21 protein-coding genes are annotated in these 24,826 nt (G+C 61.1%); 9 read left to right on the forward strand and 12 right to left on the reverse strand.

Annotated features, from left to right (window positions below; genetic code table 11):
• Positions 1–81 precede the first annotated feature (81 nt).
• Together M5B99_RS17740 and M5B99_RS17745 are read right to left on the reverse strand one after the other, a co-directional pair.
• Complete coding sequence (locus M5B99_RS17740; protein ID WP_248805252.1) at positions 82–2,034, reverse strand: ATP-dependent DNA helicase RecQ; 1,953 nt, start codon at positions 2,032–2,034, stop codon at positions 82–84.
• Between the two features lie 309 nt (positions 2,035–2,343).
• Entirely contained in the window at positions 2,344–3,519 is a 1,176-nt protein-coding gene (locus M5B99_RS17745) for a tetratricopeptide repeat protein (protein WP_248805253.1), read from the reverse strand.
• 231 nt (positions 3,520–3,750) lie between these two features.
• Here M5B99_RS17745 and M5B99_RS17750 point away from each other — a divergent pair, with 231 nt between their 5' ends.
• Positions 3,751–4,536: a hypothetical protein gene (locus M5B99_RS17750; protein WP_248805254.1), complete on the forward strand. Its 786-nt coding sequence runs from the start codon at positions 3,751–3,753 to the stop codon at positions 4,534–4,536.
• A gap of 255 nt (positions 4,537–4,791) precedes the next feature.
• Positions 4,792–5,121, forward strand: a complete 330-nt coding sequence (locus tag M5B99_RS17755; RefSeq protein ID WP_248805255.1) for a hypothetical protein — start codon at positions 4,792–4,794, stop codon at positions 5,119–5,121.
• Here M5B99_RS17755 and M5B99_RS17760 read toward each other — a convergent pair.
• From M5B99_RS17760 to M5B99_RS17770, 3 genes are read right to left on the reverse strand one after another with little or no spacing between them, the layout of a single operon-like run.
• Positions 5,103–5,948 carry a pirin family protein gene (locus M5B99_RS17760; RefSeq protein WP_248805256.1) on the reverse strand — a complete coding sequence of 282 codons (846 nt, stop codon included), beginning with the start codon at positions 5,946–5,948 and terminating at the stop codon, positions 5,103–5,105. The genes M5B99_RS17755 and M5B99_RS17760 overlap by 19 nt on opposite strands.
• Positions 5,949–5,958: 10 nt before the next feature.
• Complete coding sequence (locus M5B99_RS17765; RefSeq protein ID WP_248805257.1) at positions 5,959–6,552, reverse strand: NADPH-dependent F420 reductase; 594 nt, start codon at positions 6,550–6,552, stop codon at positions 5,959–5,961.
• Between the two features lie 36 nt (positions 6,553–6,588).
• The gene (locus tag M5B99_RS17770; protein WP_248805258.1) at positions 6,589–7,197 is read right to left on the reverse strand and encodes an FMN-dependent NADH-azoreductase; all 609 of its coding nucleotides are present in this window, start codon (positions 7,195–7,197) and stop codon (positions 6,589–6,591) included.
• Positions 7,198–7,271: 74 nt separating this feature from the next.
• Between M5B99_RS17770 and M5B99_RS17775 the strand changes: the two genes are divergently transcribed.
• Positions 7,272–8,213 (forward strand): LysR family transcriptional regulator, encoded by a 942-nt coding sequence (locus M5B99_RS17775; protein ID WP_248805259.1) that lies wholly within the window; start codon positions 7,272–7,274, stop codon positions 8,211–8,213.
• 199 nt (positions 8,214–8,412) lie between these two features.
• On the opposite strand, the gene M5B99_RS17780 is transcribed toward M5B99_RS17775, so the two are convergent.
• From M5B99_RS17780 to M5B99_RS17790, 3 genes are all read right to left on the reverse strand, one after another.
• Complete coding sequence (locus M5B99_RS17780; protein WP_248805260.1) at positions 8,413–9,963, reverse strand: phosphoenolpyruvate carboxykinase; 1,551 nt, start codon at positions 9,961–9,963, stop codon at positions 8,413–8,415.
• A 179-nt stretch (positions 9,964–10,142) separates the two neighbouring features.
• On the reverse strand, positions 10,143–11,045 hold the full coding sequence (gene hslO, locus M5B99_RS17785) for an Hsp33 family molecular chaperone HslO (protein WP_248805261.1): 903 nt from the start codon (positions 11,043–11,045) through the stop codon (positions 10,143–10,145).
• A gap of 227 nt (positions 11,046–11,272) precedes the next feature.
• On the reverse strand, positions 11,273–11,677 hold the full coding sequence (locus M5B99_RS17790; RefSeq protein ID WP_248805262.1) for an RNA-binding S4 domain-containing protein: 405 nt from the start codon (positions 11,675–11,677) through the stop codon (positions 11,273–11,275).
• Positions 11,678–11,895: 218 nt separating this feature from the next.
• On the opposite strand from M5B99_RS17790, the gene M5B99_RS17795 reads away from it, so the two are divergent.
• Positions 11,896–12,378 carry an ATP-dependent zinc protease gene (locus M5B99_RS17795; RefSeq protein WP_121141562.1) on the forward strand — a complete coding sequence of 161 codons (483 nt, stop codon included), beginning with the start codon at positions 11,896–11,898 and terminating at the stop codon, positions 12,376–12,378.
• Positions 12,375–13,280: a 30S ribosomal protein S6--L-glutamate ligase gene (gene rimK, locus M5B99_RS17800; protein ID WP_100942049.1), complete on the forward strand. Its 906-nt coding sequence runs from the start codon at positions 12,375–12,377 to the stop codon at positions 13,278–13,280. Before M5B99_RS17795 ends, rimK begins: the two co-directional genes overlap by 4 nt.
• Before the next feature lie 3 nt (positions 13,281–13,283).
• Here rimK and M5B99_RS17805 read toward each other — a convergent pair whose 3' ends face one another.
• Together M5B99_RS17805 and ompR are read right to left on the reverse strand one after the other, a co-directional pair.
• The gene (locus M5B99_RS17805; RefSeq protein WP_248805263.1) at positions 13,284–14,597 is read right to left on the reverse strand and encodes an ATP-binding protein; all 1,314 of its coding nucleotides are present in this window, start codon (positions 14,595–14,597) and stop codon (positions 13,284–13,286) included.
• A 139-nt stretch (positions 14,598–14,736) separates the two neighbouring features.
• Positions 14,737–15,477 (reverse strand): two-component system response regulator OmpR, encoded by a 741-nt coding sequence (gene ompR, locus M5B99_RS17810; protein WP_100942051.1) that lies wholly within the window; start codon positions 15,475–15,477, stop codon positions 14,737–14,739.
• 339 nt (positions 15,478–15,816) lie between these two features.
• Here ompR and M5B99_RS17815 point away from each other — a divergent pair, with 339 nt between their 5' ends.
• From M5B99_RS17815 to gshA, 3 genes are all read left to right on the forward strand, one after another.
• Entirely contained in the window at positions 15,817–18,141 is a 2,325-nt protein-coding gene (locus M5B99_RS17815) for a Tex family protein (protein WP_248805264.1), read from the forward strand.
• Complete coding sequence (locus tag M5B99_RS17820; RefSeq protein WP_248805265.1) at positions 18,141–18,524, forward strand: PaaI family thioesterase; 384 nt, start codon at positions 18,141–18,143, stop codon at positions 18,522–18,524. Before M5B99_RS17815 ends, M5B99_RS17820 begins: the two co-directional genes overlap by 1 nt.
• A gap of 199 nt (positions 18,525–18,723) precedes the next feature.
• Entirely contained in the window at positions 18,724–20,307 is a 1,584-nt protein-coding gene (gene gshA, locus M5B99_RS17825) for a glutamate--cysteine ligase (protein ID WP_248805266.1), read from the forward strand.
• A gap of 163 nt (positions 20,308–20,470) precedes the next feature.
• Here the strand turns inward: gshA and argA are convergent, their stop codons facing one another.
• Together argA and argE are read right to left on the reverse strand one after the other, a co-directional pair.
• On the reverse strand, positions 20,471–21,769 hold the full coding sequence (argA, locus tag M5B99_RS17830; protein WP_248805267.1) for an amino-acid N-acetyltransferase: 1,299 nt from the start codon (positions 21,767–21,769) through the stop codon (positions 20,471–20,473).
• Between the two features lie 143 nt (positions 21,770–21,912).
• A complete protein-coding gene (gene argE, locus M5B99_RS17835; RefSeq protein WP_248805268.1) occupies positions 21,913–23,073 on the reverse strand; it encodes an acetylornithine deacetylase in 1,161 nt (386 codons plus the stop codon).
• A gap of 319 nt (positions 23,074–23,392) precedes the next feature.
• On the opposite strand from argE, the gene M5B99_RS17840 reads away from it, so the two are divergent.
• Positions 23,393–24,760 (forward strand): inorganic triphosphatase, encoded by a 1,368-nt coding sequence (locus tag M5B99_RS17840; RefSeq protein WP_248805269.1) that lies wholly within the window; start codon positions 23,393–23,395, stop codon positions 24,758–24,760.
• The last annotated feature ends 66 nt before the right edge of the window (positions 24,761–24,826 follow it).

The raw sequence follows: 24,826 nt of genomic DNA on the forward strand, positions 1-24,826 counted from the left end.
GATGGCAGTGAATGTAACATCGCCATCGCCAGCAAGCCGGCTCCTACAGCGGACCGTGCTCCGGGCGCTTTCGAACGACGCTCAGGCGATTTGTGCCTGCCCCTCAAGGGACCAAGCCGCGACCCACTCCCGCACATCGGCGTAGGGATAGGCCTCCAATGCCGAAAACCCCGGCAGCGCCCTCGCTTTCAACTTCGTGAACAACGGCACGCTGATACCGCACAGGAATCGCGTCAGACACTCCGCGCTCGGTGAATGCCCATTATGCTCCTGGTGCCTGTGGATAAATCCACTGCAAAGCCCCGGGAAGTCGCGCTGATCAAGGGCAGGCAATGCCGGTGGCTCCGGCAGGCACGCCACCTGCCCGTGACACACCGAACAATGCCCGCAACGCTCAGGCGCCTGCTCGTCGCCGAAATAGCGGGCCAGCCGATAACCCAGGCATTGCTCGGTCGCAAACAACGCCAGCATCGCGTGAATCCGGGCAATCTCGCTGACCTCATGCTGGGCAAAATAAGCGTACAGCTCCAGGCTCAGGGCATGGGGATCGAAGTCACTGACCAACAGGCTGTAGACCTCGGTCATCTGCTTGCTTTCCAACTCGATCCAGCGCCGCTCCTGAAAGAAGTCCAAGGCCTTCACTACCCGGCCACGCTCAGCCTGATGCTGTTGATACAAGGCGTCGAAATTCACCGTGGCCCAGGTCCGCGCGAGACTGGAGGTCTGGATAATCGCCGAGACGAAGTCGCGCCGCTCGCCCTCGAACTTCGCCAGCAACACCTCGGGCTCCACCAGGAACTTGAACCGGTATTCGGCAAAATACGCATAGCGCGGCGCAATCAAGCCACGTAACTCCAACTGGACCAGCAAGGTCTTGAGCGGCAACTGGCGGATATTGCTCTGGTCCGCCAAAGGCCCGAGCAAGAACTCCCACTGGCCGTCCGGAATCGCCCCCTTCAACTCGTCCAGCACCCGGCGAATCCCCTCCAGCTCCGGCGTATCGCCATAGACGAAGTTCTCCAGCACATTGAGGCTGTCGCGGTTGGCCAGCACCAGACAATCGGAAGGCAGGCCATCGCGCCCGGCGCGGCCGATTTCCTGGCTGTAATTCTCGATGGACTTGGGCAGGTCGAAATGCACCACATTGCGGATATCGGCCTTGTCGATACCCATACCGAACGCGATGGTGGCGACGATGCAGTTCAACTGCCCGGCCATGAACTGCTTCTGGATTGCCTCCCGCTGCTCATGGGGCAAACCGGCGTGATAGGCCGTGGCCGGGATTTCGTTGCGGCTCAGGTGCTGGGCGATCTGCTCGGCGGTCTTCTGCAAGGTGACGTAGACAATACTCGGCTGCCCGAGGCGCCCGCCCAACCACTCCACCAGCCGACGATGCTTGTCCTGGCCGCCGACCGATTCCACCAGCAGGTTCAGGTTCGGCCGATAGAAACCGGTGGTGACCACATCGTCCGGCGCAATGGCGAACTTGGCCTGCATATCGGCAATCACCTTCGGCGTCGCGGTGGCGGTCAGCAGCAAGGCCTGGGGAATGCGGAACTGGCGCTGATAGTCCGGCAACTTCAGGTAGTCCGGGCGGAAATTGTGACCCCACTCGGAAATACAGTGCGCCTCATCCACCACCAGCAGGGAAATCTGCACCTGCTGGAGAAAATTGCGGAAGCGTTCGTTCTTCAGACGCTCCACGGAAATCATCAGGATCTTCAGCTCGCCGGAACGGGCCCGGGCCATCACCGCATTGGCCTCATCGCGACTCTGCGCCGAGTCGATGCTCGCCGCCGCAATGCCGTGGCGTTGCAAAAACGCAAGCTGGTCCTGCATCAGCGCCAACAGTGGCGACACCACCAGAGTCAGGTGCGGCAGGAGCAGCGCAGGCAGTTGATAACACAAGGACTTGCCGGAGCCGGTGGGAAAGATCGCCGCCGCCGAACGCCCGGCCAATACCGCGCTGATCGCTGCCTCCTGGCCGCCGCGAAACTGTGGATAACCAAAAACCCGCTGGAGGGTGTCGTGCATAAGCTGTCACTCCGTTGACCGCTGTGGATAAACAAACCCTAGGCGGTCGGGCGAGAAAAGGTCCGAGGCAAGCATTACAAACTGCTACGGCGCGCCAGACTAGCGCAAAGCAGGCCGCGGTTGCGCGATGGCGGCCAATACCCGGATACAAATCCACAGATACGCCCCTGTGGAGATGTCGATTACATCAACTTCGCCGGAAACGTTATGCACAGGGGCTTGCCGACTCACACAACGTCCCTGTAACGACCTCCGGAAACGAACAACGCGCCAGACAGGGCGCGTTGCAGGGTTGGATCAGTTTGCGACTCAGCGATTTTTAACCCGCTCGATCGCCGTGTCATACACCGGGTTGGCTTTCTGTTCCTTGGCCAACTCATAGTGGCGCTGGGCGTCGGAGAACTGCCCGGCGTCTTCGTAGATACGCGCAATGTTGTAGTAGGAACTGGCGCGCACGGTGTTGGCCGAGCTGCCAGCGGCCAGGGCCACAGCCTTGCGGTTGGCCCAGATGGCTTCAGCGGTATTGCCGGCCTTCTGATACGCCAGACCGAGGTTGCTGTAGGCCTGACCAAAGCCGTTGTTCAGATCGATGGCCTGACGGAAGAAGGCAATTGCCTGTTCCAGGTTACCGGCCTTGTAAGCCGCCTCGCCTTTCACATTCAGAGCCTTCGCATCGATCTGCGCCGTCGAGCTGACCGCTACTGCGGCGACCGCGACCTTGTCGTCGAGCAACGGCGAGACTTCATTCAGCACATCCTTGGCACCCACGGTCACGCCACTGAAGGTGTTGATGTCCTGGAAATCACCGTTGCCGGTCATGCGGAATACGGTCCACAGGTTGCCGCTGCGATTGGCGGGAACGTAATAGGTACGGACCAGCGACTGCCCCATGTACACAAACACCGTGGCCTGGCTGTTGGACAACTGCCGAGAGCTCGGATTGCCAGCGTTGGTGTAATCATGCACCGCATACACATAGCTTTCGCCGTAGTGCTTCTTCTGCAGGGTGATGGTTTCCGGACCATAGCTGTCGGTGTCATCCACATCCAGCTCGGCGTCGGTGCCCTTCTGTTGTTCGAAGTAGATGTTGTTGCCGGGGAAAATCATGTGCGAGTCAAGGTCTGCCGGGGTCTTGCCCCAGGTCAGCACCACGCGCAGGCCGTCCAGGCTCTGCATCACCGGACTGACGGCGTAGGTCATGTCCTTGCAGGGACACTTGACCACCAGATTGGAATAGCCGGCCTTCTTGATGATCAGCAGGTTGCTGGCATCGTCGGCGAAGTTGGCCTCGAGGACCACTTGGCCCTGGGCGTTGGTCTTGCCGACCACGTTCTGCTCGCCGTTGCGCTGCAACAGCACTTCGGCGTCGGCGATCTTCTGGTCCTTGACCACGGCACTGAGGACTTCGATGGGCAATTGCCCGGCCTGGACCGACCAGGCGACGGCACACAACGACAAGACCGAGGCCACGCGAAGCAAATACATACTTAACTCCCTTTAAGTGAAAAATTCGAGCACCGGATGGCACCCTCGAAATTGCTGGGAAACATACCGATTTTTTGTCTGATGCGTCTGCTTTTTAAAAGGGAAATTTCATTTTTTGCGGAGGCGTCGTTACTCGCCAACGGCCGATGAACGATTTAATCTGCGACTCTCCTCAAAGCCCACGAGAAAGCGCCGATAACCCGCTGACTCACCAAGGAAGGCAGCGGCGACATGCACCAACCCGAGCAAGAAGATGACGATGGCGTCATCCGTTTCAAACGTCTGCACCCCGAACATTTTGACGTGGTGCTGGGATCGCATCCGGCCAAACAGAAAGTGCCGCGCCCCGTACAGCCAAAGTCCTACAGCATGTGGGCGTTGCTGCTGATACTGGTGGGCATGCTCGGCTACATGACGGTCAACCGCAACAGCAGCCACCCGATCCCTATTGCGCCACTACCAGCGGCTGAGCCACTGTCGACTGAAACATCCGAACCGCCCGAAGCGCCTACGGAGCCAGTAGAGCCGGTGCAAGCGCATCCGGAGCCCACCGCCAAACTCGTTCCGGCGCCTGCACCGCAAGTGGTGGTCGTGGTGCAGACTCAGGCTCCTGCGGCAACGGCAGCGCCCGCCACAGTCTCGGCAACCGTGCCGAAGGTCCAGGGTCTGGTGTCGGCCAGCTACCTGGCCGGTTACCAGGCCAACTTGAATGCGCCCGAAGCCAAGCAGACACGCCAGTACGAAATCGCCACGGTCAACATTCGCGAATGGGACGGTCGCAACCGCTATCAGGCGAAATGGCGGATTTTCAACAACGTTATCGACAACGCCAGTGTCTGCGGCAACTTCCTCGCCAACAGCACCGAACACCGCGAATGTCGCAAGTCGGCGGAGGTGTTTTTCAAGGAGCAGTGCGGCGAATGGGGCAAGCGCTGGGACCGCGACCAGGATGAGAAAAGCAAAGGGATGCAGGTGCGCTATTGCACGGCGATGAAGACCTATAGCGCGGAGGGGTAAATCCGACGCTCCTGCCGAGCCGTATCTATCGATGCCAATTCAGCGACCGGGTTTGGTCACCTGTCAGAGTGCGCACTAGCGCCACAGTGGATGTTGCAGGCGCGTTTCGTGTCGGCACGCTTCATGGCGGCTGTGTGCAGGACACCTTCGGGTGTGCCGGTGCGCTCTGCCGGTTGACCAACCTGCGCACAGTCCGCCACCCGTCGCTCGGTCACGATGAGGGCGGATCAATGGAACTCATCAGAGCGCATACCTATGAATACTCAAAATCGCTATATCCCTCTCAGCACCAATTTCACCACAATCCCCGTCATGCTCATCGACACCAACGCCAGCCTCGACGATCTGCAAACCAGCGCCTACCAACGCCTTCAGGCCGCCAGCGACCTGCTGGAAACCATGACGTGCGTGAGCCTCGTCACAACCTGCGACAAAGACTTCACCCACGTCACCAATGCCGCGTACCTGTTGGTGCGTGAAGGCTGCGATCTGTTGCAGTTGGTTCAGCAGATGCATTATGTTGCGGGTCAGTTTTCAATCAGCGCCAACACTCAGTGCTTTGTTACTCAAAACCGCCCAGCCTGAAAGTCGACAAACGCCTGTTGAATCTCTTCCTCTGTATTCATCACGAACGGGCCTCCAAGAGCGATAGGTTCGCGTAATGGACGGCCTGAGAAGAACAGCAACCGGGAATCCGTATTCTCGGCGCTGAGCGTGACCTCTGACTGCCCACTTTTCTCAGAGCGGGTCAGCCATGCCAGTTGGCTGGCCGGGACGAGCCTCCCAGCCTCCCCAATTTTCGGTATGCCTGCCAAGACGTACATGAAAGCGTTGTCTGTGGCTGGGAGCATCTGCCGAAATGACGCTCCGCGCTCAATCCGCACATCCAGCATTATGATTGGAACATGGTTGAGAGTGGACGAGATTACACTCCCGGATTGACCCGAAAAGACCCGAACCTCGACCCCCGGCTCTCGCCTGACGGGCATCGTGCTGCCCGCTAGATCCTGATAACGCGGCTCGGACATCTTCAGTGCCGCTGGCAAATTCACCCATAGTTGCAACGTATGGGCCATCGTTCCCGGAAGCGCATTTTCTTCGTGGTATACCCCTCGGCCCGCTGTCATCCATTGAGCACCGTCCGCGTTGATCATGCCCCTATTCCCGGCGCTGTCGCGATGCTCGACAGCCCCATCAATCACAAAGGTCACTGTCTCCATGCCTCGGTGTGGATGACGAGGAAATGCTCCACGGGGCATCCAGTCTTCGGCCATCACTACGAAGGGATCGGAAAAGGCTGGATCGCCATCTATCAGTCGGCGAGCCCGATGCCCGGCCATACGTCCAGCTGAGGTGCCAGGGTTAGCAACACGAGCTACCTCACGAACAAACATCGGCTCGTCAGTCTTCATGCTCATCGCCTTATTTGAGTGGATGCTCGATCAAGTTGTGGAGCACCAGTGGGCCAGGGATGTGAAGAAGGCGGCCACCTTCATCGATTCGGCCGACAAGGATTGGCGAGAACCCGAGTCGCTCTGCTAAGGCTTTGACGGTGGAGGCAGCTTTTTCGTCGTTGCTAGAGACGAATACGACACGCCGTCCGCCTTCCTGAGAGGGATCTCGGGCCAGTACGCCAGCCGGAAGTTGGTTGAAAGCTTTGACGACCGAAGCGCCTGGCAGCACTTGGGCAACAATGTCAGAAGAGAGCCGTCCCGCAAGTGTTTCCGGTGCTACACCATAGGCGTTGGTCTGATCGATGATGATCTTGCCAGCCCAGTCAGATCGACTACGAGCTAGAGCCTCCACTGCGATGAATGGAAGTGCCAGGAATAGAACGTCGGCAGAGAGCGCCTCTTCCAAAGAGGTGGCTGTGACCACCTCTCCCAACTCTGCTGTGAGGGGAAGAATCGTTTCCGGCCCTCTTGTGTTCGCAATAGATACTGGAATCGCGACACGGGCAAATTGGCGAGCAATGGCGGTTCCGACGTTACCGGAACCAATAATGGCGTATTTCATTTTTTAACTCCTGAAGAAAAATGAAAGTAGATTTGATCAGGCGCCAATCGTGGCGATTTCTTGAAGAGCCCTATTTATCGCCTCATCCTTGTCCTCGGGACTTACAGCCAAGCCTTCCGCGCGCACGACTCGTGTATCGATGACGCCCAGGAATCCCAATAGCCCGATCAAGTAACTCTCTTGATGTTCTAGAGCTGCCGCTGGACTACCAGGCGAATACACACCGCCCCGTGACGAGGCGATGTAAGCCTGCTTTCCTTTCAAGAGGCCTTCTGGGCCAGTGGCGGTGTATTGGAAGGATTTGCCTGCTATCGCGACCCGGTCAATCCAAGCCTTGAGTGTGCTCGGGATAGTCAGGTTGTACATAGGCGTGCCGATTACCACGATCTGCGAATCAAGGAGTTCTTGCAGATAGGCATTTCCCTTGAAAAGGTCGTTTACCAACATGGTGTCTTTGGCCACAGTGCCCTGCCAGGCTGACAGATGATCCATGGAAAGGTGTAGTGCAGGATCTTGGCCGAGATCTCGGTAAATCACCTTGCTGCCCGGGTGGAGCGTAGTGAGTCGCGCGACGATCTTCGAAGACAGGGTACGGCTGACAGATGCGGCGCCTAGGATGCTGGCGTCAAGATGGAGGATTTGCATTTCAGTCACCTAGCTTACGGTTTAATGGGCAGGTGAAAGATGAGCTGTTCTTGAGGATCTGAAAAGACGGTATATTGAGATGCTATGTATCGTTAATTGAGATTGATGGGGGCGAGATGCTCGACGGTGTATCGCTTGATCAGCTAAGAACATTTGTCGCTGCCGTAGATGAAGGCAGTTTTTCTGCGGCCGCGAGGAAACTCAACAGAGTGCAATCGGCAGTGAGCGGCTGGGTGAGCGGCTTGGAAGATCAGATTGGGGTAACGCTTTTTGACCGTTCAGGTCGTTTCCCCAAATTGACACCCCAAGGTGCTCTGCTGCTGACGGATGCGCGTAACATCATTTCGGCCGTCGACACTCTGAAGGCCCGAGCCAAGCTCATGACGTCAGGGTTGGAACCTGAATTATCCGTGGTAGTCGACGTATTCTTTCCGACGTCCGCCGTTACTGCCGTAGTCAAAGAATTCGCCGAGCGCTTCCCGCATACTCGCCTGAAGATTTCCGTCGAAGGCCTTGGTGCGGGCTATCAGCCGATACTCGATGGTCGGTGCAGCCTTGGCATTCTGGCGTCACTGCCAGTTTCATTTCCCACCCTATCAATCGAACGAATTGGCGAATTCTCTTTGGTGGTGGTGGCATCAGTTGATCATCCGCTATCCAGACTGAGGGGGAAAATTTCTCGGCGGGAATTGGCCAAGCACGTTCAACTGGTGCTGACGGATCGATCAGAACTGCTGGCGGGGAAGGACTTTGGAGTGCTGTCGCCTTCGACCTGGCGTCTGGCTGATCTATCGACGAAGTACGCGTTCCTCAAGGATGGTGTTGGATGGGGCAGTATGCCTTGGCACCTGGTCGAACAGGACTTAGCTACTGGCGCTCTGGCTACGCTCGATGTGGAAGGTTCGCCGCAGGAGGGAGTTAAAATAGATATCTGCGCAGTTCACGCGACAGACTCACTGCCGGGGCCAGCTGGACAATGGCTGATTGATCGCCTCAGTTGCTCCCCAATCTATTGACCACGATGCTCGAAATTTCTGGGCCGTGGTCGCGGAGATCTTCGTGTTGACTGAAGACTGCCGATGGAACGGGGGGTAGTGTTGCGGGGGAGTTTGTATCAGGAGAGGCGCCGGTCAGTTTCACAAGGTGTGTTTGGTGTTCGCTTACTAAAAAACCGCCCCGAAGGGCGGTTTTCTTGAGGCGGATAACCAGACTCGATTACAGCTTCGGCCCAGCCGCCTTGATCGCGTCGCTCACGTCGAACTTCTTGAAGTTCTCGATGAACAGACCCGCCAGCGCTTTCGCCGCTGCATCGTAGGCAGCCTTGTCGGCCCAGGTGTTACGTGGGTTCAACAGGCCGGTCTCGACGCCCGGCACGGCCAATGGCACGTCCAGGTTGATGGTGTCCAGGTGCTCGGTTTTCGCGCCAATCAACGCACCGCTCTGGATCGCCGCAATCACGCCACGAGTGGTCGGGATGTTGAAACGCTTGCCAACGCCATAGCCACCGCCGGTCCAGCCGGTGTTGACCAGGTAGACCTTCGAACCGAAACCACGGATGCGCTTGATCAGCAGTTCAGCGTATTCGCCAGCCGGACGCGGGAAGAACGGTGCGCCGAAGCAGGTGGAGAAGGTCGACTTGATGCCGGCACCCGAACCCATTTCGGTCGAGCCCACCAGTGCGGTGTAGCCGGACAGGAAGTGGTAAGCGGCCTGTTCTTCGCTGAGGATCGACACCGGTGGCAGTACGCCGGTCAGGTCGCAAGTCAGGAAGATCACCGCGTTCGGCTCGCCACCGAGGTTTTTCGGTGCGCGCTTTTCGATCAGTTCACGCGGATAGGCCGCACGGCTGTTCTGGGTCAGGCTGTCGTCGGCGTAGTCAGCCTTCTTGGTCACCGGGTCCAACACGACGTTTTCCAGCACGGCGCCGTGCTGGATGGCTTTCCAGATCACCGGCTCGTTCTTCTCGGACAGGTCGATGCACTTGGCATAGCAACCGCCTTCGATGTTGAACACCACGCCCACGCCCCAGCCGTGTTCGTCGTCACCGATCAGGTAACGGCTTTCGTCAGCCGACAGGGTGGTCTTGCCGGTGCCCGACAGACCGAAGAACAGGGTCACATCGCCCTCTTCGCCCATGTTCGCCGCGCAGTGCATCGGCAGCACGTCGACGGCCGGCAGCAGGAAGTTCTGCACCGAGAACAGGGCTTTTTTCATTTCACCAGCGTAACGCATGCCGGCGATCAGGACTTTCTTGGCCGCGAAGTTGAGGATCACGGTGCCGTCGGAGTTGGTGCCGTCACGCTCTGGCACGCACTCGAACTCCGGCACGTTGAGGATCTGCCATTCGTCCTTGCCACCGGCGTTGTACTGGCCGGCTTCCGGGTTGATGAACAGGCAACGGCCGAACAGGTTGTGCCAGGCGGTACCGGTGGTCATCTTGACCGGCAGGTAGTGCGCCGGGTCGGAACCGACATGCACATGGGAAACAAAACGATCGCGCTCGCCGATAAAGGCTTCGACACGGTTCCACAGGGCGTCGAACTTGTCGGCCGGGAACTTGCGGTTGATCGGGCCCCAGGCAATCTCGGCCTGGGTCGACGGCTCTTCGACGATAAAACGGTCGACCGGCGAACGACCGGTACGGTGACCGGTGCGCACCACCAGCGCGCCGGTGTCGGCGAGTTCGCCCTCACCACGAGCCAGGGCTTCTTTTACCAGATCGTCAACACTCAGATCGGTGTACACGGCATTGTTTGCTTGCGTCATGAGATTCCCCGTCGGCCACTGGCCGAGTGCTCCAAACGTTTTGTAGTAGAAAGTCGCGCACTACTACCGCGAAAAAAGTGGGCCGGATTATGCCAGAAAAGCCCAAAAAAAGTAGGGTCCTCCTGTCAGAACGCCCATTTTCTGTCGTTTGACAGGAGATTTACCTGCACTGAAACGTTTTAGTGACGAGTATCTGACGGGGTGTCGACGCCGGCACCGGCGAACAGTTGCAAAACATCGGCGGCGTCGAACAGGTAACGCTGGTTGCAGAACTGGCAATCGACCTCGATCCGCCCCCCATGTTCGACCACCAGTTGCTGGGCATCTTCCAGTCCCAGGCTGACCAGTGCATTGCCCGAACGCTCCCGCGAACAACTGCAATGGAAGCGCAGCGGCTGGAGGTCGAACAGGCGCACGGCCTCTTCGTGGTAGAGGCGGTGCAGGACGGTTTCGTTGTCCAGGCTCAGCAGTTCATCGGCGGTCAGGGTGCTGGCCATGGCGGTCAGGTGCTGCCAACTGGCGTCGCGCTCGTCCTGCTCGCGCAGGCGGTCGGCGGGCAGTTGTTGCAGGAGCATGCCACGGGCACGACGGCCGTCGGCGTGGAGCCAGAAGCGCGTGCCGACCTGCTGGGACATGATGAAGTAGTTGGTGAAACACTCCGACAGGGTTTCGCCGTCCAGGTCGACGATGCCCTGGTAACGCTGGCCCTGGGTCGGATCGACGGTCAGGGCGAGCACGCCGTTGGGCATCAGGTCGGCCAGAGTCGCGTCAGCCGGGATCAGCTCCGCGTCGTAGCGGGCCAGGCCACGGATCTCGCGCTCGCTGGAGCATTCGATCATCAGCAGCGGCACCGGGCCGTCGGAACGCGCCTGGAGAATCAGCAGGCCGTCGAACTTCAGGGTACCGACCAGCAACGACGCGGCGGCCATCAGCTCGCCCAGCAGTTGCGCGATTGGCTCCGGGTAGGGGTGCTTGGCCAGCACTTCGGCGTAGCTGCGCTCCAGCGACACCAGTTCGCCGCGAGTGTCGCTGTCATCGAAGATGAAGCGCTGGGTGTAGTCGGTGTCCGGTAGATCTGACATAGGTATCGATTCTGGAAGTGGGAATAAGGGTGTTCTGCCCAGGGAAGTGAGCATTTTATGAACAAACGGGATTTGTACCAAGCAACATGGGGGCGAATGGCGGGCAGTCAAGGATATGAGGTCCTTTAAACCGTGCCAGGCCAGTGGGGGTGACGGTGAATCCGGCATCGCCATCGCCAGCAAGCCGGCTCCTACAGGACCGCATTCGCCACACCTCGCGTTGCGCCCTAGTCGGCGCCGCTACCCCGGAACTTGAACAGATCACGTCGCTGCTTCTTGCTCGGCTTGCCATCGGTGGTCAAGCCCAGTGCCCCGGCCTTGCGTTGTGCCGCGGCGGCTTCGCGTTTGGCCAGGCTCTGTTCGGTTTCAGCATAGAGCGTTTGCGCTTCGGGAGCGCCCCGGCGGACCAGCGACAACGCCTGCACCACCACGGTCCGCTCGTCGAAACCGTTGCGAATCTGGATCTCGTCGCCCACCCGCGGCTCCTTGCCCGGCTTGCAGCGCTCGCCACGACAATGCACCTTGCCACTTTCAATCGCCGCCTTGGCCAGGGCACGGGTTTTATAGAAGCGCGCCGCCCACAACCACTTGTCCAAGCGAACCTTGTCGTCCTCTTCCGCTTTCTGCGCCACTGTTCGTCCTCAAACTGAAATATTGTCGAACTGTACTACCGTTGCTGTCGAAGCTGAATGGTCCTGGCCAGTCTAGAATGCCAGGTGATCCAGGGGGTAATTTCACGAGCTGAAACAGGTCGCAGAGATAACTATCGCCATTTACCCGATATTCTGCGTGAATACCGCGATTACGGCTGCCGGGCAGCCAGAGCGCCTTTCTCCACCGGTTGAGCATTTTGAAGACATTTGACCATTTGACTGTTGTGGGTCTGCGCGAGTGGGTGGCGCTTCCGGATCTGGGAGTCGCCGGCCTGCGGGCGAAAATCGACACCGGCGCCAGCACCTCGAGCCTGCACGCCACCGAAATCGAGCCCTTCGAGCGCGACGGCGAGAAGTGGGTGCGTTTCACCGCCCATCTGGGCAGCGTGGTGCAACTGCGTCACCGCCGCTGCGAAGCGCCGCTGCTGACGATGAAGACCATCAAGAGCTCCAACGGCCACGCCCAGGTGCGTTACGTGATCGCCACCACCCTGGCCCTGGGCGACCGGGTCTGGCAGGTGCAGTTCACCCTCGCCTGCCGCAAGGCCATGCGTTATCGCCTGTTGCTCGGTTCCAAAGCCCTGATCGATGGCCAACTGGTGGTCAACCCGGGGCACAAATACGTTCAAGACAAGCCGGTTTTCCCGGTCACTACTACCTCTGCCACAGGTGTTGCATGAAGATCGCTGTGCTGTCGCGTAACCCGCGTCTGTATTCCACTCGTCGCCTGGTAGAGGCCGGCGTTGCCCGCGGCCATGAGATGGTGGTGGTCGACACGTTGCGCGCCTATATGAACATCGCCAGCCACAAGCCGCAGATCCACTATCGCGGCAAGCCCCTGGAAGGTTTCGATGCGGTGATCCCGCGGATCGGCGCCTCAGTCACTTTTTATGGCTGCGCGGTGCTGCGCCAGTTCGAAATGATGGGGGTGTTTCCCCTCAACGAATCGGTGGCCATCGCCCGTTCACGCGACAAGCTGCGCTCGCTGCAGTTGCTCTCGCGGCGCGGCATCGGCTTGCCGGTGACCGGCTTTGCCCACTCGCCGGACGATATTCCCGACCTGATCGCCATGGTCAACGGCGCACCGCTGGTGATCAAGGTGCTCGAAGGCACCCAGGGCATCGGCGTAGTGCTGTGCGAAACGGCGACGGCGGCGGAATCGGTGATCGAGGCGTTCATGGGCCTGAAGCAGGACATCATGGTCCAGGAGTACATCAAGGAAGCCGGTGGCGCCGATATCCGCTGCTTCGTGGTGGGTGACAAGGTGATTGCGTCGATGAAGCGCCAGGCCAAGCCTGGGGAGTTCCGCTCCAACCTGCATCGCGGCGGCAGCGCCAGCCTGATCAAGATCACCCCGGAAGAACGCATGACCGCGATTCGCGCGGCCAAGGTCATGGGCCTGAGTGTCGCCGGGGTGGATATCCTGCGCTCCAATCACGGCCCGCTGGTGATGGAGGTGAACTCCTCGCCTGGCCTTGAGGGCATCGAGGTGACCACCGGCAAGGATGTGGCGGGGATCATCATCGAGCATATCGAGAAAAATGGTGGACCGAACATGACCCGGACCAAGGGCAAGGGTTAAGCCCTAGACCGCGTCGCGGGGCAGCATCAGCCCCAGCGGCAACCGAACCCGCGCTTCCAGGCCGCCACCAGTACGGTTGCGCAGTTCGACGTTGCCGCCATGCATCGAGGCGATCCGCCTGACGATCGCCAGTCCCAGGCCCGTGCCCTTGCCGCCCCGGGCCTTGTCGCCGCGGGTGAAGGGATTGAAGATGCCTTCCAGTTCCGCCGGATCGATCCCCGCGCCCCGGTCCATGACACTCAGCACCACATAAGGCGCACTGCTGTCGCCCGAGACATAGGCCGCCACTTCCACACCTTCGCCGGCATGGTGCAGGGCGTTGCCAATCAAGTTGTTCAACAATCGTTTCATCGACACCCGGCGCAACGGGAACGGCTGGATCGGTTGCAGTCGCGTGCGCACCCGCTCTTCGTTCTGGTTGTAGGGCGCCACCACTTCGCGCACCAGTTCGCTCAGGTCGACCTCCTCCACCGACTCGTCACGCCCGTCGCGGATAAAGGCGAGGAACTGGTCGAGGATGGCGTCCATGTCCTCGATATCGCGGACCATTTCGTCGCTGAGGTCGTCGTGGCTGCCCATCAGCTCCAATGACAGGCGCAGCCGCGTCAACGGCGTGCGCAAGTCATGGGACACCCCGGCCAGCATCAACTCCCGTTCTCGCCCCGCCTGTTCGACGTCCTCGGCCATCTGGTTGAAGGCCCGGTACACCTCGGTCATTTCGCTGGGGGTATCACTGATCGGCAGCCGTACGCTGCGCCCCTGACCGAGTTGCCGCGCCGCATCCACCAGGCGCTTCAACGGCTGGTTGAGCTGGCTGACGAAGATCCAGGCCGACGCGGTGGAGAGCAACCCGATGGCCAGGAACCAGCCCAGCACGCTCCAGATTTTCTGCCCGCGCAGCGGATGCGGGTACAGCGGCACTTTCAGCCAGCCGGCGCCCAGGCTCGGCGCCCGCACCCAGAGGGCCGGCGGCGAGTGCATGCGCAACCGCACCTCGGTGTCGGCCCCCAGTTCGGCCTGCATCTGGCGCTGATAGATCTCGCTGTAGGGCCAGTGCTGTTCACCTTCCGGCACCCCGCCACTGACCACCCGGATCAAGCCGGCTGCATCGGCGATCTTGTCGCGATCGTTCTCGTCCGCCGCCCAATAGGCACGCAGGGTCAGGGCCACGCCATGACTGTACTGACGGTCCACCAGCACGTCTTCGTTCATCAGCAGGTAGACCAGGGTCAACGCCTTGGAGAACAGCACGACGATCAGCACCAGCCAGAGGGTACGGGCGAAGAAACTTTGGGGGAACCAGAGAGGGGTTTTCATGGGCAGCCGCTGGACACTTTGCAGAGGCGAGCGGGCGGGCTCGCATATTGCGGATTGCGACTCGCCCGGGGGCTTGCGCGCACCCGGGCGAATCGTTCCTACCGATCAACAGGCGCCCGTCAACAGGCACCGGGCATCGTCACTTGGTCGCGGCGCCGTCCGGCACGAACACGTAACCCACGCCCCAGACCGTCTGGATATAGCGCGGCTTGGACGGGTCGGGTTCGATCATGCGGCGCAGGCGGGAAATCTGCACATCGATGGAACGCTCCAGGGCATCCCATTCACGACCACGGGCCAAGTTCATCAGTTTGTCGCGGGTCAGCGGCTCGCGGGCATGCATGACCAGTGCCTTGAGCACGGCGAATTCACCGGTGGTGAGCATGTGCACCTCTTCGCCGCGCTTGAGTTCGCGGGTGGCGAGGGACAGTTCGTAGTCACCGAAGGTCACGCTTTCGTCTTCGCTGCCCGGTGCGCCCGGCACCGGTGCCGACTGGCGACGCAACACGGCCTTGACCCGGGCCATCAGCTCATCGGGGTTGAAGGGCTTGGCCAGGTAGTCGTCGGCGCCCAGTTCCAGGCCCTTGATCCGGCTCAGTTCGTCGCCCTTGGCGGTGAGCATGATGATCGGCACCTGGTTGTTCGCCGCGCGCAGGCGACGGCACGCGGTCAGGCCGTCTTCGCCGGGCAGCATCAGGTCGAGGACCACCAGGTTGAAGACTTCACGCGACAGCAGACGGTCCATCTGTTCGGTGTTCGCCACTGCGCGGGCGCGATAGCCCTTGCTGGTGAAAAAACGTTCCAGCAGGCTGCTCAGCCCGGGATCGTCATCAACGATGAGAATTTTTTCGCCTTCAGCAGGGTTTGCAGTGCTGCTCATTGGATGCTCCTTTGATCTCGGCACGCATTATGGGCCCAGCGGCCCTTATCCGTATCCGGTGCATTGTTAGCAGATTTTTCCTCAACTACCAGTAAACGCTCTAAAGGCTCAGCGCCGGTGCACAATCCCCGCAAGCCCGGAACGCTGGTTATAATGCGCCGCCTCTTGTCTCAGGCAACGTCTGATCATTGCTGTGTCGTGCCGCTCTTTATTTTCCAAGGCACACAGCAATGTGCTGATTTCATGGGTCTCAAGGCTGCCTTTTGATCCCAAACCAGATTCGTCCCGATGGCTTGAGAGCCTCGACGCATCTGCTTTCACACTTTGTCAGGTGGTTTTATGGACAGCATCAACAGCCGCATCGCCGAAGAACTCGGCGTCCGCCCACAACAGGTCGAAGCGGCCGTCGCTCTACTGGATGAGGGCTCCACCGTGCCCTTCATCGCGCGCTACCGCAAGGAAGTGACCGGCAGCCTGGATGACATCCAGCTGCGTCACCTGGAAGAGCGTCTGCGCTACCTGCGAGAACTCGACGAACGGCGCATCAGCATCCTCGCCAGCATCGAGGAGCAAGGCAAGCTGACCCCGGAGCTGGCCCGCGATATCAAGCTGGCTGACACCAAGACCCGTCTCGAAGACCTTTACCTGCCGTACAAGCAGAAGCGCCGCACCAAGGGCCAGATCGCCCTGGAAGCCGGCCTCGGCGAGTTGGCGGACGGTCTGTTCAACGACCCGTCGCTGAACCCGGAAAGCGAAGCCGCACGCTTCGTCAACGCCGAAAAAGGTGTGGCAGACGTGAAGGCCGCCCTGGAAGGCGCCAAGTACATCCTGATGGAGCGCTTCGCCGAAGACGCCGGCCTGCTCGACAAGCTGCGCAACTACCTCAAGCAGGAAGCCACCCTGAGTGCCCGGGTGATCGCTGGCAAGGAAGAGGAAGGCGCCAAGTTCCGCGATTACTTCGAACACGACGAGCCACTGAAAAGCATGCCGTCGCACCGCGCCCTGGCGATTTTCCGTGGCCGCAACGAGGGTATCCTCAGCTCCGCGCTGAAAGTCGGCGACGAGCAGCCGGGCAGCATGCACCCGTGCGAAGGTATGATCGGCCAACAGTTCGGCATCCAGAACCAGAACCGTCCCGCCGACAAATGGCTGGGTGAAGTGGTGCGCTGGACCTGGAAGGTCAAGCTCTACACCCACCTGGAAACCGACCTGCTGGGCGAACTGCGCGACGGTGCGGAAACCGAGGCGATCAACGTGTTTGCCCACAACCTGCACGACCTGCTGCTGGCCGCTCCGGCCGGCCCGCGCGCCACCCTGGGCCTGGACCCGGGCCTGCGTACCGGCTGCAAGGTCGCGGTGGTGGATGCCACCGGCAAGCTGCTCGACCACGCCACCGTCTACCCGCACGTGCCGCACAACAAGTGGGACCAGACCCTCGCCGTGCTCGCCGCCCTGTGCGCCAAGCACTCGGTGGACCTGATCGCCATCGGCAACGGCACCGCCAGTCGTGAAACCGACAAGCTGGCCGCCGAACTGATCAAGAAATACCCGGCCATGAAAATGACCAAGGTCATGGTTTCCGAAGCCGGCGCCTCGGTGTATTCGGCCTCGGAACTGGCCTCCAAGGAGTTCCCGGACCTGGATGTGTCGATCCGCGGCGCCGTGTCCATTGCCCGTCGCCTGCAGGACCCGCTGGCCGAGCTGGTGAAGATCGACCCGAAATCCATCGGCGTCGGCCAGTACCAGCACGACGTGTCCCAGCTCAAGCTGGCCCGCGGCCTGGATGCGGTGGTGGAGGACTGCGTGAACGCCGTCGGCGTCGATGTGAACACCGCCTCGGTGGCGTTGCTGGCACGGATTTCCGGACTCAACCCGACCCTGGCGCAGAATATCGTCAACCATCGCGATGAAAACGGCGCGTTCAAGACCCGCGCCGCGCTGAAGAAAGTCGCCCGCCTCGGCGAGAAGACCTTCGAGCAGGCCGCCGGTTTTCTGCGGGTGATGAACGGCGACAATCCGCTGGACTCCTCCGCCGTACACCCGGAAGCCTATCCGCTGGTGCAGCGCATCGCCGCCGAAACCGACCGCGACATCCGCTCGCTGATCGGCGACGCCAGCTTCCTCAAGCGCCTGGACCCGAAGAAGTTCACCGATGAAACCTTCGGCCTGCCCACCGTCACCGACATTCTCCAGGAACTGGAGAAGCCCGGCCGCGACCCGCGTCCCGAGTTCAAGACCGCCTCGTTCCAGGACGGCGTCGAAGACCTCAAGGACCTGGAGCCCGGGATGATCCTCGAAGGCGTGGTGACCAACGTCACCAACTTCGGTGCCTTCGTCGATATCGGCGTGCACCAGGACGGCCTGGTGCATATCTCGGCGCTGTCCGAGAAGTTCATCAAGGACCCGCGTGAGGCGGTGAAAGCCGGCGATGTGGTGAAGGTCAAGGTCATGGAAGTCGACATCCCGCGCAAACGCGTCGGCCTGTCGATGCGCATGAGCGACACCCCCGGCGAGAAGGTCGACGGTGCCCGTGGCTCGCGCCCGGGCTCGGCACCACGGCCGTCGCAGAACAGCGCGCCGCGCAAGGAGAGCACCCCGGCCGCGCCGAGCAACAACGCCATGGCCTCGCTGTTCGCCAACGCCAAACAGTTGAAGAAACGCTGATGGACATGCCTGAGGGCCTCACCCAGAGCGCTTTCAGCGAGATGCTCGGCTGCCGCCCGCAACGCCTGGAAAACGGTGTTGCCGAAGTGGCCCTGACGCTGGAGCCGCACCTGCGCAATCGCGGCAACGTGATGCACGGCGGGGCGATCTTCAGCCTGGTGGACATCACCATGGGACTGGCCTGTTCCAGCTCCCATGGCTTTGACCAGCGCAGCGTGACCATCGAGTGCAAGATCAACTACATGCGGGCGGTGGCCGAGGGCGAAGTGCTGTGCGTCGCCACGGTCATCCACCCCGGCCGCCGCACCCTGGTGGTCGAAGCCGAAGTGCGCCAAGGCGACAAACTTGTCGCGAAAGCACAAGGCACGTTCGCTGTTCTCTAGCCGCCCCCGCTCGATTTGGGTTAATTTCGACACTGTGAAAGCGGTGTCGGGGTTTTCCCTGCCAGCGCCTCCGACCCAGGGAAGAAGTGTCGGCGTTTTCTGATATTTACCAGGCGACCACGCCAGTTCTCAACTTCACCCTTGTAGACCGTCTTGCCCACCCCCATATTGGGGCGACCGACGCGTGAAGGAATCCAACTTGAGCGAACTTCTCAACCGCCGCCTGGCTCTGCTCGGCGAGCGCGACCACCTCTCTCTGCTCGAACAGTGCCTGCACGGCATCGAGCGTGAATGCCTGCGCGTCACGGGCGAAGCTCGCCTGGCGCAGACACCGCACCCCGAAGAGCTGGGCTCCGCACTGACCAACGAACAAATCACCACCGACTATTCCGAGTCGCTGCTGGAGTTCATCACTCCGGCCCTGGCCGACCCGGCGGACACCCTCGCCAGCCTGGACAAGATCCATCGCTTCGCCTACAGCAAGCTCGGCAACGAGTACTTGTGGAGCCCGTCGATGCCCTGCCCGCTGCCGGCCGAAGAAGATATTCCGATCGCCTATTACGGCACCTCGAATATCGGCAAGCTCAAGTATGTGTACCGTCAAGGCCTGGCCTTGCGCTACGGCAAGACCATGCAATGCATCGCCGGGATCCACTACAACTTCTCACTGCCGGAAAAACTCTGGCCGGTGCTCAAGCAGGCCGAAGGCTTCGTCGGCACGGACCGCGACTACCAGTCGCTGGCCTATATCGCGCTGATCCGTAATTTCCGCCGCTACAGTTGGCTGCTGATGTACCTGTTCGGGGCCTCGCCGGCCCTGGACGCCGGCTTCCTGCGCGGTCGCTCCCATCAGTTGGAGCAGTTCGACGCCGATACGCTGTACCTGCCCTACGCCACCAGCCTGCGCATGAGCGACCTGGGCTACCAGAGCAGCGCCCAGGCCGGCCTGACACCGTGCTACAACGATCTGAACAGCTACACCGACAGCCTGCGCAAGGCGGTGGCCACGCCTTATGCGCCTTATGTGGAGATTGGCACGCACAAGGATGGCGAGTGGGTGCAACTCAACACCAACATCCTGCAAATCGAAAACGAGTATTACTCCACCATTCGCCCCAAGCGCGTGACCTACACCGGCGAGCGGCCGATCCAGGCGCTGATGGCCCGTGGCGTGCAGTATGTCGAAGCGCGTTGCCTGGACATCAACCCGTTCCTGCCGACCGGCATCGATTTGACCGAGGCGCGCTTTCTTGATGCGTTCCTGCTGTACTGCGCGCTGAGCGACAGCCCGTTGTTCGAAAACAACGAGTGCGGCAATGCCACCGCGAACTTCCTCACCGTGGTCAAGGAAGGTCGGCGTCCGGGCCTGCAACTGCAGCGGCGCGGCCAGGCGGTGGACATGAAGGAATGGGCCGCCGAGTTGCTGGAAAAGATCGCGCCGCTGGCGGCGTTGCTGGACCGCAGCCACGGTAGCGACAGCCACAGCAAGGCTCTGGACGAGCAGTTCGCCAAGATCAAGGACCCGTCCCTGACGCCATCGGCCCAAGTATTGGCGAGCATGACTCTGCACAAGGAAAGCTTTGCGCAGTTCTCGATGCGCCAGAGCCTGGCCCATGCCGAGTTCTTCCGTGGTCAGCCGTTGAGCAAGGAAGAGCAGGCCGGCTTCGAGGAAGCAGCCCGCAAGTCCCTGGTGCAACAGGCTGAGCTGGAACAGAACGAGGTGGGGGATTTCGACGTGTTTGTCGGGTCGTACCAGGCGAGTATTCTGGCGATCAGTAACTGATGCGGAGCTGCCACTGACGCTTTCGCGGGCAAGCTCCGCTCCCACAAGATCGGTGTCGTGCGCAGAAGACGCGTACGACGCAGGCCTTGTGGGAGCGGAGCTTGCCCGCGAAGAGGCCCTCAAGGCTAACAAAAGCCTCTCAGGCAAGATCCGCTCTCAAAGGTTAAAGGGCTTTTTCGAAGATCTTCGAATTACGCTGGTAGTTGTACAGCGAAGCCCGCGCGCTCGGCAGCCGCTCCACGCTGCTCGGCTCAAAGCCACGCTCGCGGAACCAGTGCGCGGTACGGGTCGTCAACACGAACAAGGTTTTCAAACCCTGCGCCCGCGCCCGCGCCTCGATCCGTTCCAACAGTTCATCGCCGCGACCACCATGGCGATACTCCGGGTTCACCGCCAGGCACGCCAACTCTCCCGCCTCTGAATCGGCGATCCGATACAGCGCCGCACAGGCGATGATCATGCCTTCGCGCTCCACCACGCTGAACTGCTCGATCTCACGTTCCAGCACTTCCCGTGAACGCCGCACCAGGATGCCCTGCTCTTCCAACGGGCTGATCAGGTCGAGCAGACCACCGACATCTTCAATCGCCGCCTCGCGCACCAGTTCGAACTGCTCCTGGGCCACCAGCGTACCGCCGCCGTCACGGGTAAACAGCTCGGTCAACAGCGCGCCGTCCTCGGCATAACTGACGATATGGCTGCGCGCCACGCCGCCGCGACAGGCCTGCGCCGCCGCATCCAGCAATTCACCCTGGTAATCGTTACCCAGACGCAACAGATGCGCCGGCACCTGCTGTGGACGCAGCTCGCGGACCAGCTTGCCATTTTCATCGATCAAGCCGTGATCGGCGCCGAACAGCAGGAGTTTCTCCGCTTCCAGGTCGATGGCGGCACGGGTCGCCACATCTTCGCAGGCCAGGTTGAAGATTTCCCCGGTGGGCGAATAGCCCAGCGGTGACAGCAAGACGATGGAGCGCTCGTCCAGCAGACGGTTGATGCCCTTGCGGTCGACCCGGCGGACTTCGCCGGTGTGGTGATAATCAACACCTTCCAGTACGCCGATCGGCCGTGCCGTCACCAAGTTGCCGCTGGCGACCCGCAGCCGCGAGCCCTGCATCGGCGAGGCCGCCAGGTCCATGGACAAACGCGCTTCGATGGCAATCCGCAGTTGGCCCACGGCATCGATCACGCATTCCAGGGTGGCGGCATCGGTAATCCGCATGCCGTGGTGGTAATGCGGGGTCAGGCCACGGGCCGCCAGGCGGCTTTCGATCTGCGGACGCGAGCCGTGCACCAGCACCAGCCGCACACCCAGGCTGTGGAGCAGCACCAGGTCGTGGACGATATTGCCGAAGTTGGGGTGCTCGACACCGTCGCCGGGGAGCATGACCACGAAGGTGCAGTCGCGGTGGGCATTGATATAGGGAGACGCATGGCGAAGCCAATTCACGTAATCGGGCATAAACCTGAACCTGTATAAAAAACAGCCAATAAAAAATAGGTGCAACGTCAAAACGCACAACGGGCTGTTGGTTATCGTCGGAACAGGCTTGGCGACACGCGTGCTCTCCTTGGTATCTCGTAAAAAGTCAGTCAGCCGCGCATTTAACGCAAGGTTGCGGCCGGGCTCAAGCAGTAATGTTGAATCAATTCACGCAGTAGATGCACGGTAGGCTGCAAACGTGACATTTCGAGGTATTCCCCCGGCTGATGTGCACAAGCGATGTCACCGGGGCCCAGGACCAGGGTTTCGCAGCCAAGGCGCTGAAGATAAGGCGCTTCGGTGCCAAATGCCACTGCCTCGGCGCGCTGGCCGGTGATTTTTTCGGCGACTTGTACCAGCTCCGCGTCAGCGGCCTGTTCGAACGGCGGCACTTCGGGAAACAGCGGTGCATAGTCGATCTTGACCTGGTGCCGCTGCGCCAGGGGTTCGAGCTTGGCGCGGATCGCCGCGCGCAGCGTGCTCGGGTCCATGCCCGGCAAGGGCCGCAGGTCGAACTCCAGGGAGCACTGGCCGCAGATCCGGTTGGGATTGTCGCCACCGTGGATGCAGCCAAAGTTCAGGGTCGGCTGCGGTACGCTGAATTGCGGGTTGTTGTATTCGCGCTGCCATTGCCAGCGCAGGCCCTTGAGCTCGCCGATGGCATCGTGCATGGCCTCCAGGGCGCTACGCCCCAGGCTCGGGTCCGAGGAGTGGCCACTGCGGCCGAGAATCTCGATGCGTTCCATCATCACGCCCTTGTGCAGACGGATCGGCTTCAGCCCCGTGGGTTCGCCGATGATCGCGGCACGCCCCAGCGGCCGGCCGGCGGCGGCCAGGGCCCGGGCGCCGGACATGGAGCTTTCTTCGTCGCAGGTGGCGAGGATCAGCAACGGCTGCTTGAACGGCTGATCGAGCAAGGGCAGCACGGCTTCGATCGCCAGGGCAAAAAAGCCCTTCATGTCACAACTGCCCAGGCCGACCCAGCGGCCGTCGACTTCGGTCAGTTTCAGCGGATCGGTCTGCCACAGCGCGCCATCGAACGGCACGGTGTCACTGTGCCCGGCCAGCACCAGGCCGCCGGGGCCGCTGCCGAAGCTGGCGAGCAGGTTGAATTTGCCGGGGCTGACCTGCTGGATATCGCAACTGAAGCCCAGGTCGCCGAGCCAGGTCGCCAGCAGGTCGATCACCGGCCGGTTGGACTGATCCAGGCTCGGTTGGGTACAGCTGACCGACGGCGCGGCAATCAGCGCAGCGAATTGATCTTTCATCGACGGCAACGGCATGACGCTTGCTCCTTACTCACAGGGCGGTCCCTGATGCACGTTCCAGGTTCACACACCCCTGTAGGAGCCGGCTTGCTGGCGATGCGATCTGATAGCCGACATCGTTGTCGCCTGAAAAACCGCTATCGCCGGCAAGCCGGCGCCTACACGGATCGCGTGGATCTTGAAATTGATCGGCATCCGGACGAAGCCCATCATAGAGCCATCCGGCAACTGGAATAAACCGCCGCGACGCGTGCCGCCCGCTTGTCCTGTACACTGCACGGCCTAGGCAGCCCCCTTCTCCCCGGCTGCGCTCCCGATCCTGGATTTTCCGGCCATGCAGAAAGAAACCGAAATCAAACTCCGCGTCAGCCGCGAAACCCTCGCCGCCCTGCGCGAGCACCCGCTGCTGAAAAAACGCAACAAAAGTGGCTGGGAACGTCGCGAGCTGACCAATCAGTATTTCGACACCCCCGAGCGCGACCTGGCCAAGGCCAAGGTCGCCCTGCGCCTGCGCCGTGACGGCGAAGAGGTGATCCAGACCCTCAAGACCCGCGGTCAGAGCGTGGCCGGCCTGTCGGAACGGAACGAGTACGACTGGCACCTGGCCAAGGCCAAGCTCGACGTGAAGAAACTCGACGGCGAATGCTGGCCCGAAGCGCTGGCCGATCTGGACAAGAAAACCCTGAAGCCGATCTTCACCACCGATTTCGTCCGCGAACGCGCCGAAATCGCCTGGGGTCGTGGCAAGGCCAAGGTGGTGATCGAAGCCGCGCTGGACCTGGGTTTTGTCATCGCCGGTAAGCAAAAGGAAGAAATCTGCGAGCTGGAGCTCGAGTTGCGCGAGGGTGAACCGGCGGCACTGCTGGAACTGGCCGCCGAACTAGCCGAGAAGCTGGCGCTGATGCCTTGCGATATCAGCAAGGCCGAGCGTGGTTATCGCCTGTTCGATGCCAACAGCTATTCGCTGAGCCTGCCGGCCCCGCAATTGAGCGCCGAGATGCCGCTGGACGATGCGTTCGCCGCCTTGGGCTGGCATTTGCTCGCCAGCAGCCAACGGCTGGCCGAGCAATACCGTTTCAACGGCCACTGGCGCTTGTTGCAGGACTGGGTGGCGCAGTTGATCGAGTTGCGCGCCCTGCTCGGCAGCCTCGGCCAGGCCGCGCCACGGCAATCCACCAGCGAACTGCGCAGTGCCCTGGATGCGTTGCTGGAAGACTGGCGTCCGCTGGTCAGCGCCGGCCTGGAAGATGAGGACGTGCGTAAAGCGGCACCGGAGCAGTTCCTTGAAGAACTGCAAGATGTGCGCTGGGGCCTGTTCTCGCTGAACACCTCGCGCTGGTTACTGGCCCGTAGCTGGACGGTCGGGCGCACGACGCGCGGCAATCGCCAGGGTGCGGCGCAGTTGCAGAACTGGTTGCCACGGCTGCTGGCCGAGGAAGCCACCTCGTTGCAACTGGGACGCTACCAGCAGCAACCGGAAGACCTGGCCGAACAACTGCCGCGTATCGAGCGCATCCAGGCCTGGCTGCATCTGGCCCGTGGCGTGCTGGAGTTGCCGGAGCTGGATCGCCTGTTCGGTGAAATGAACAAGCTGGCGCAACTGGCCGAGACCGACATCAGCGATGAGGTGCTGGAAGCACGGGTGCAACAGGCGCTGACGGTGTTCCAGAGCCGCGCCTGGAAAACCTTGTTGCGTCTGTAACCTTCCTTTCGAGAGCCCGGCATTGTTCTGTACTGTGGGAGCACCGCGAAGCGGCCCTTGAGGCCG

Origin of the sequence: Pseudomonas sp. MWU13-2100, from assembly GCF_023242365.1 — a bacterium.
In the GTDB taxonomy this organism is placed as follows: domain Bacteria; phylum Pseudomonadota; class Gammaproteobacteria; order Pseudomonadales; family Pseudomonadaceae; genus Aquipseudomonas.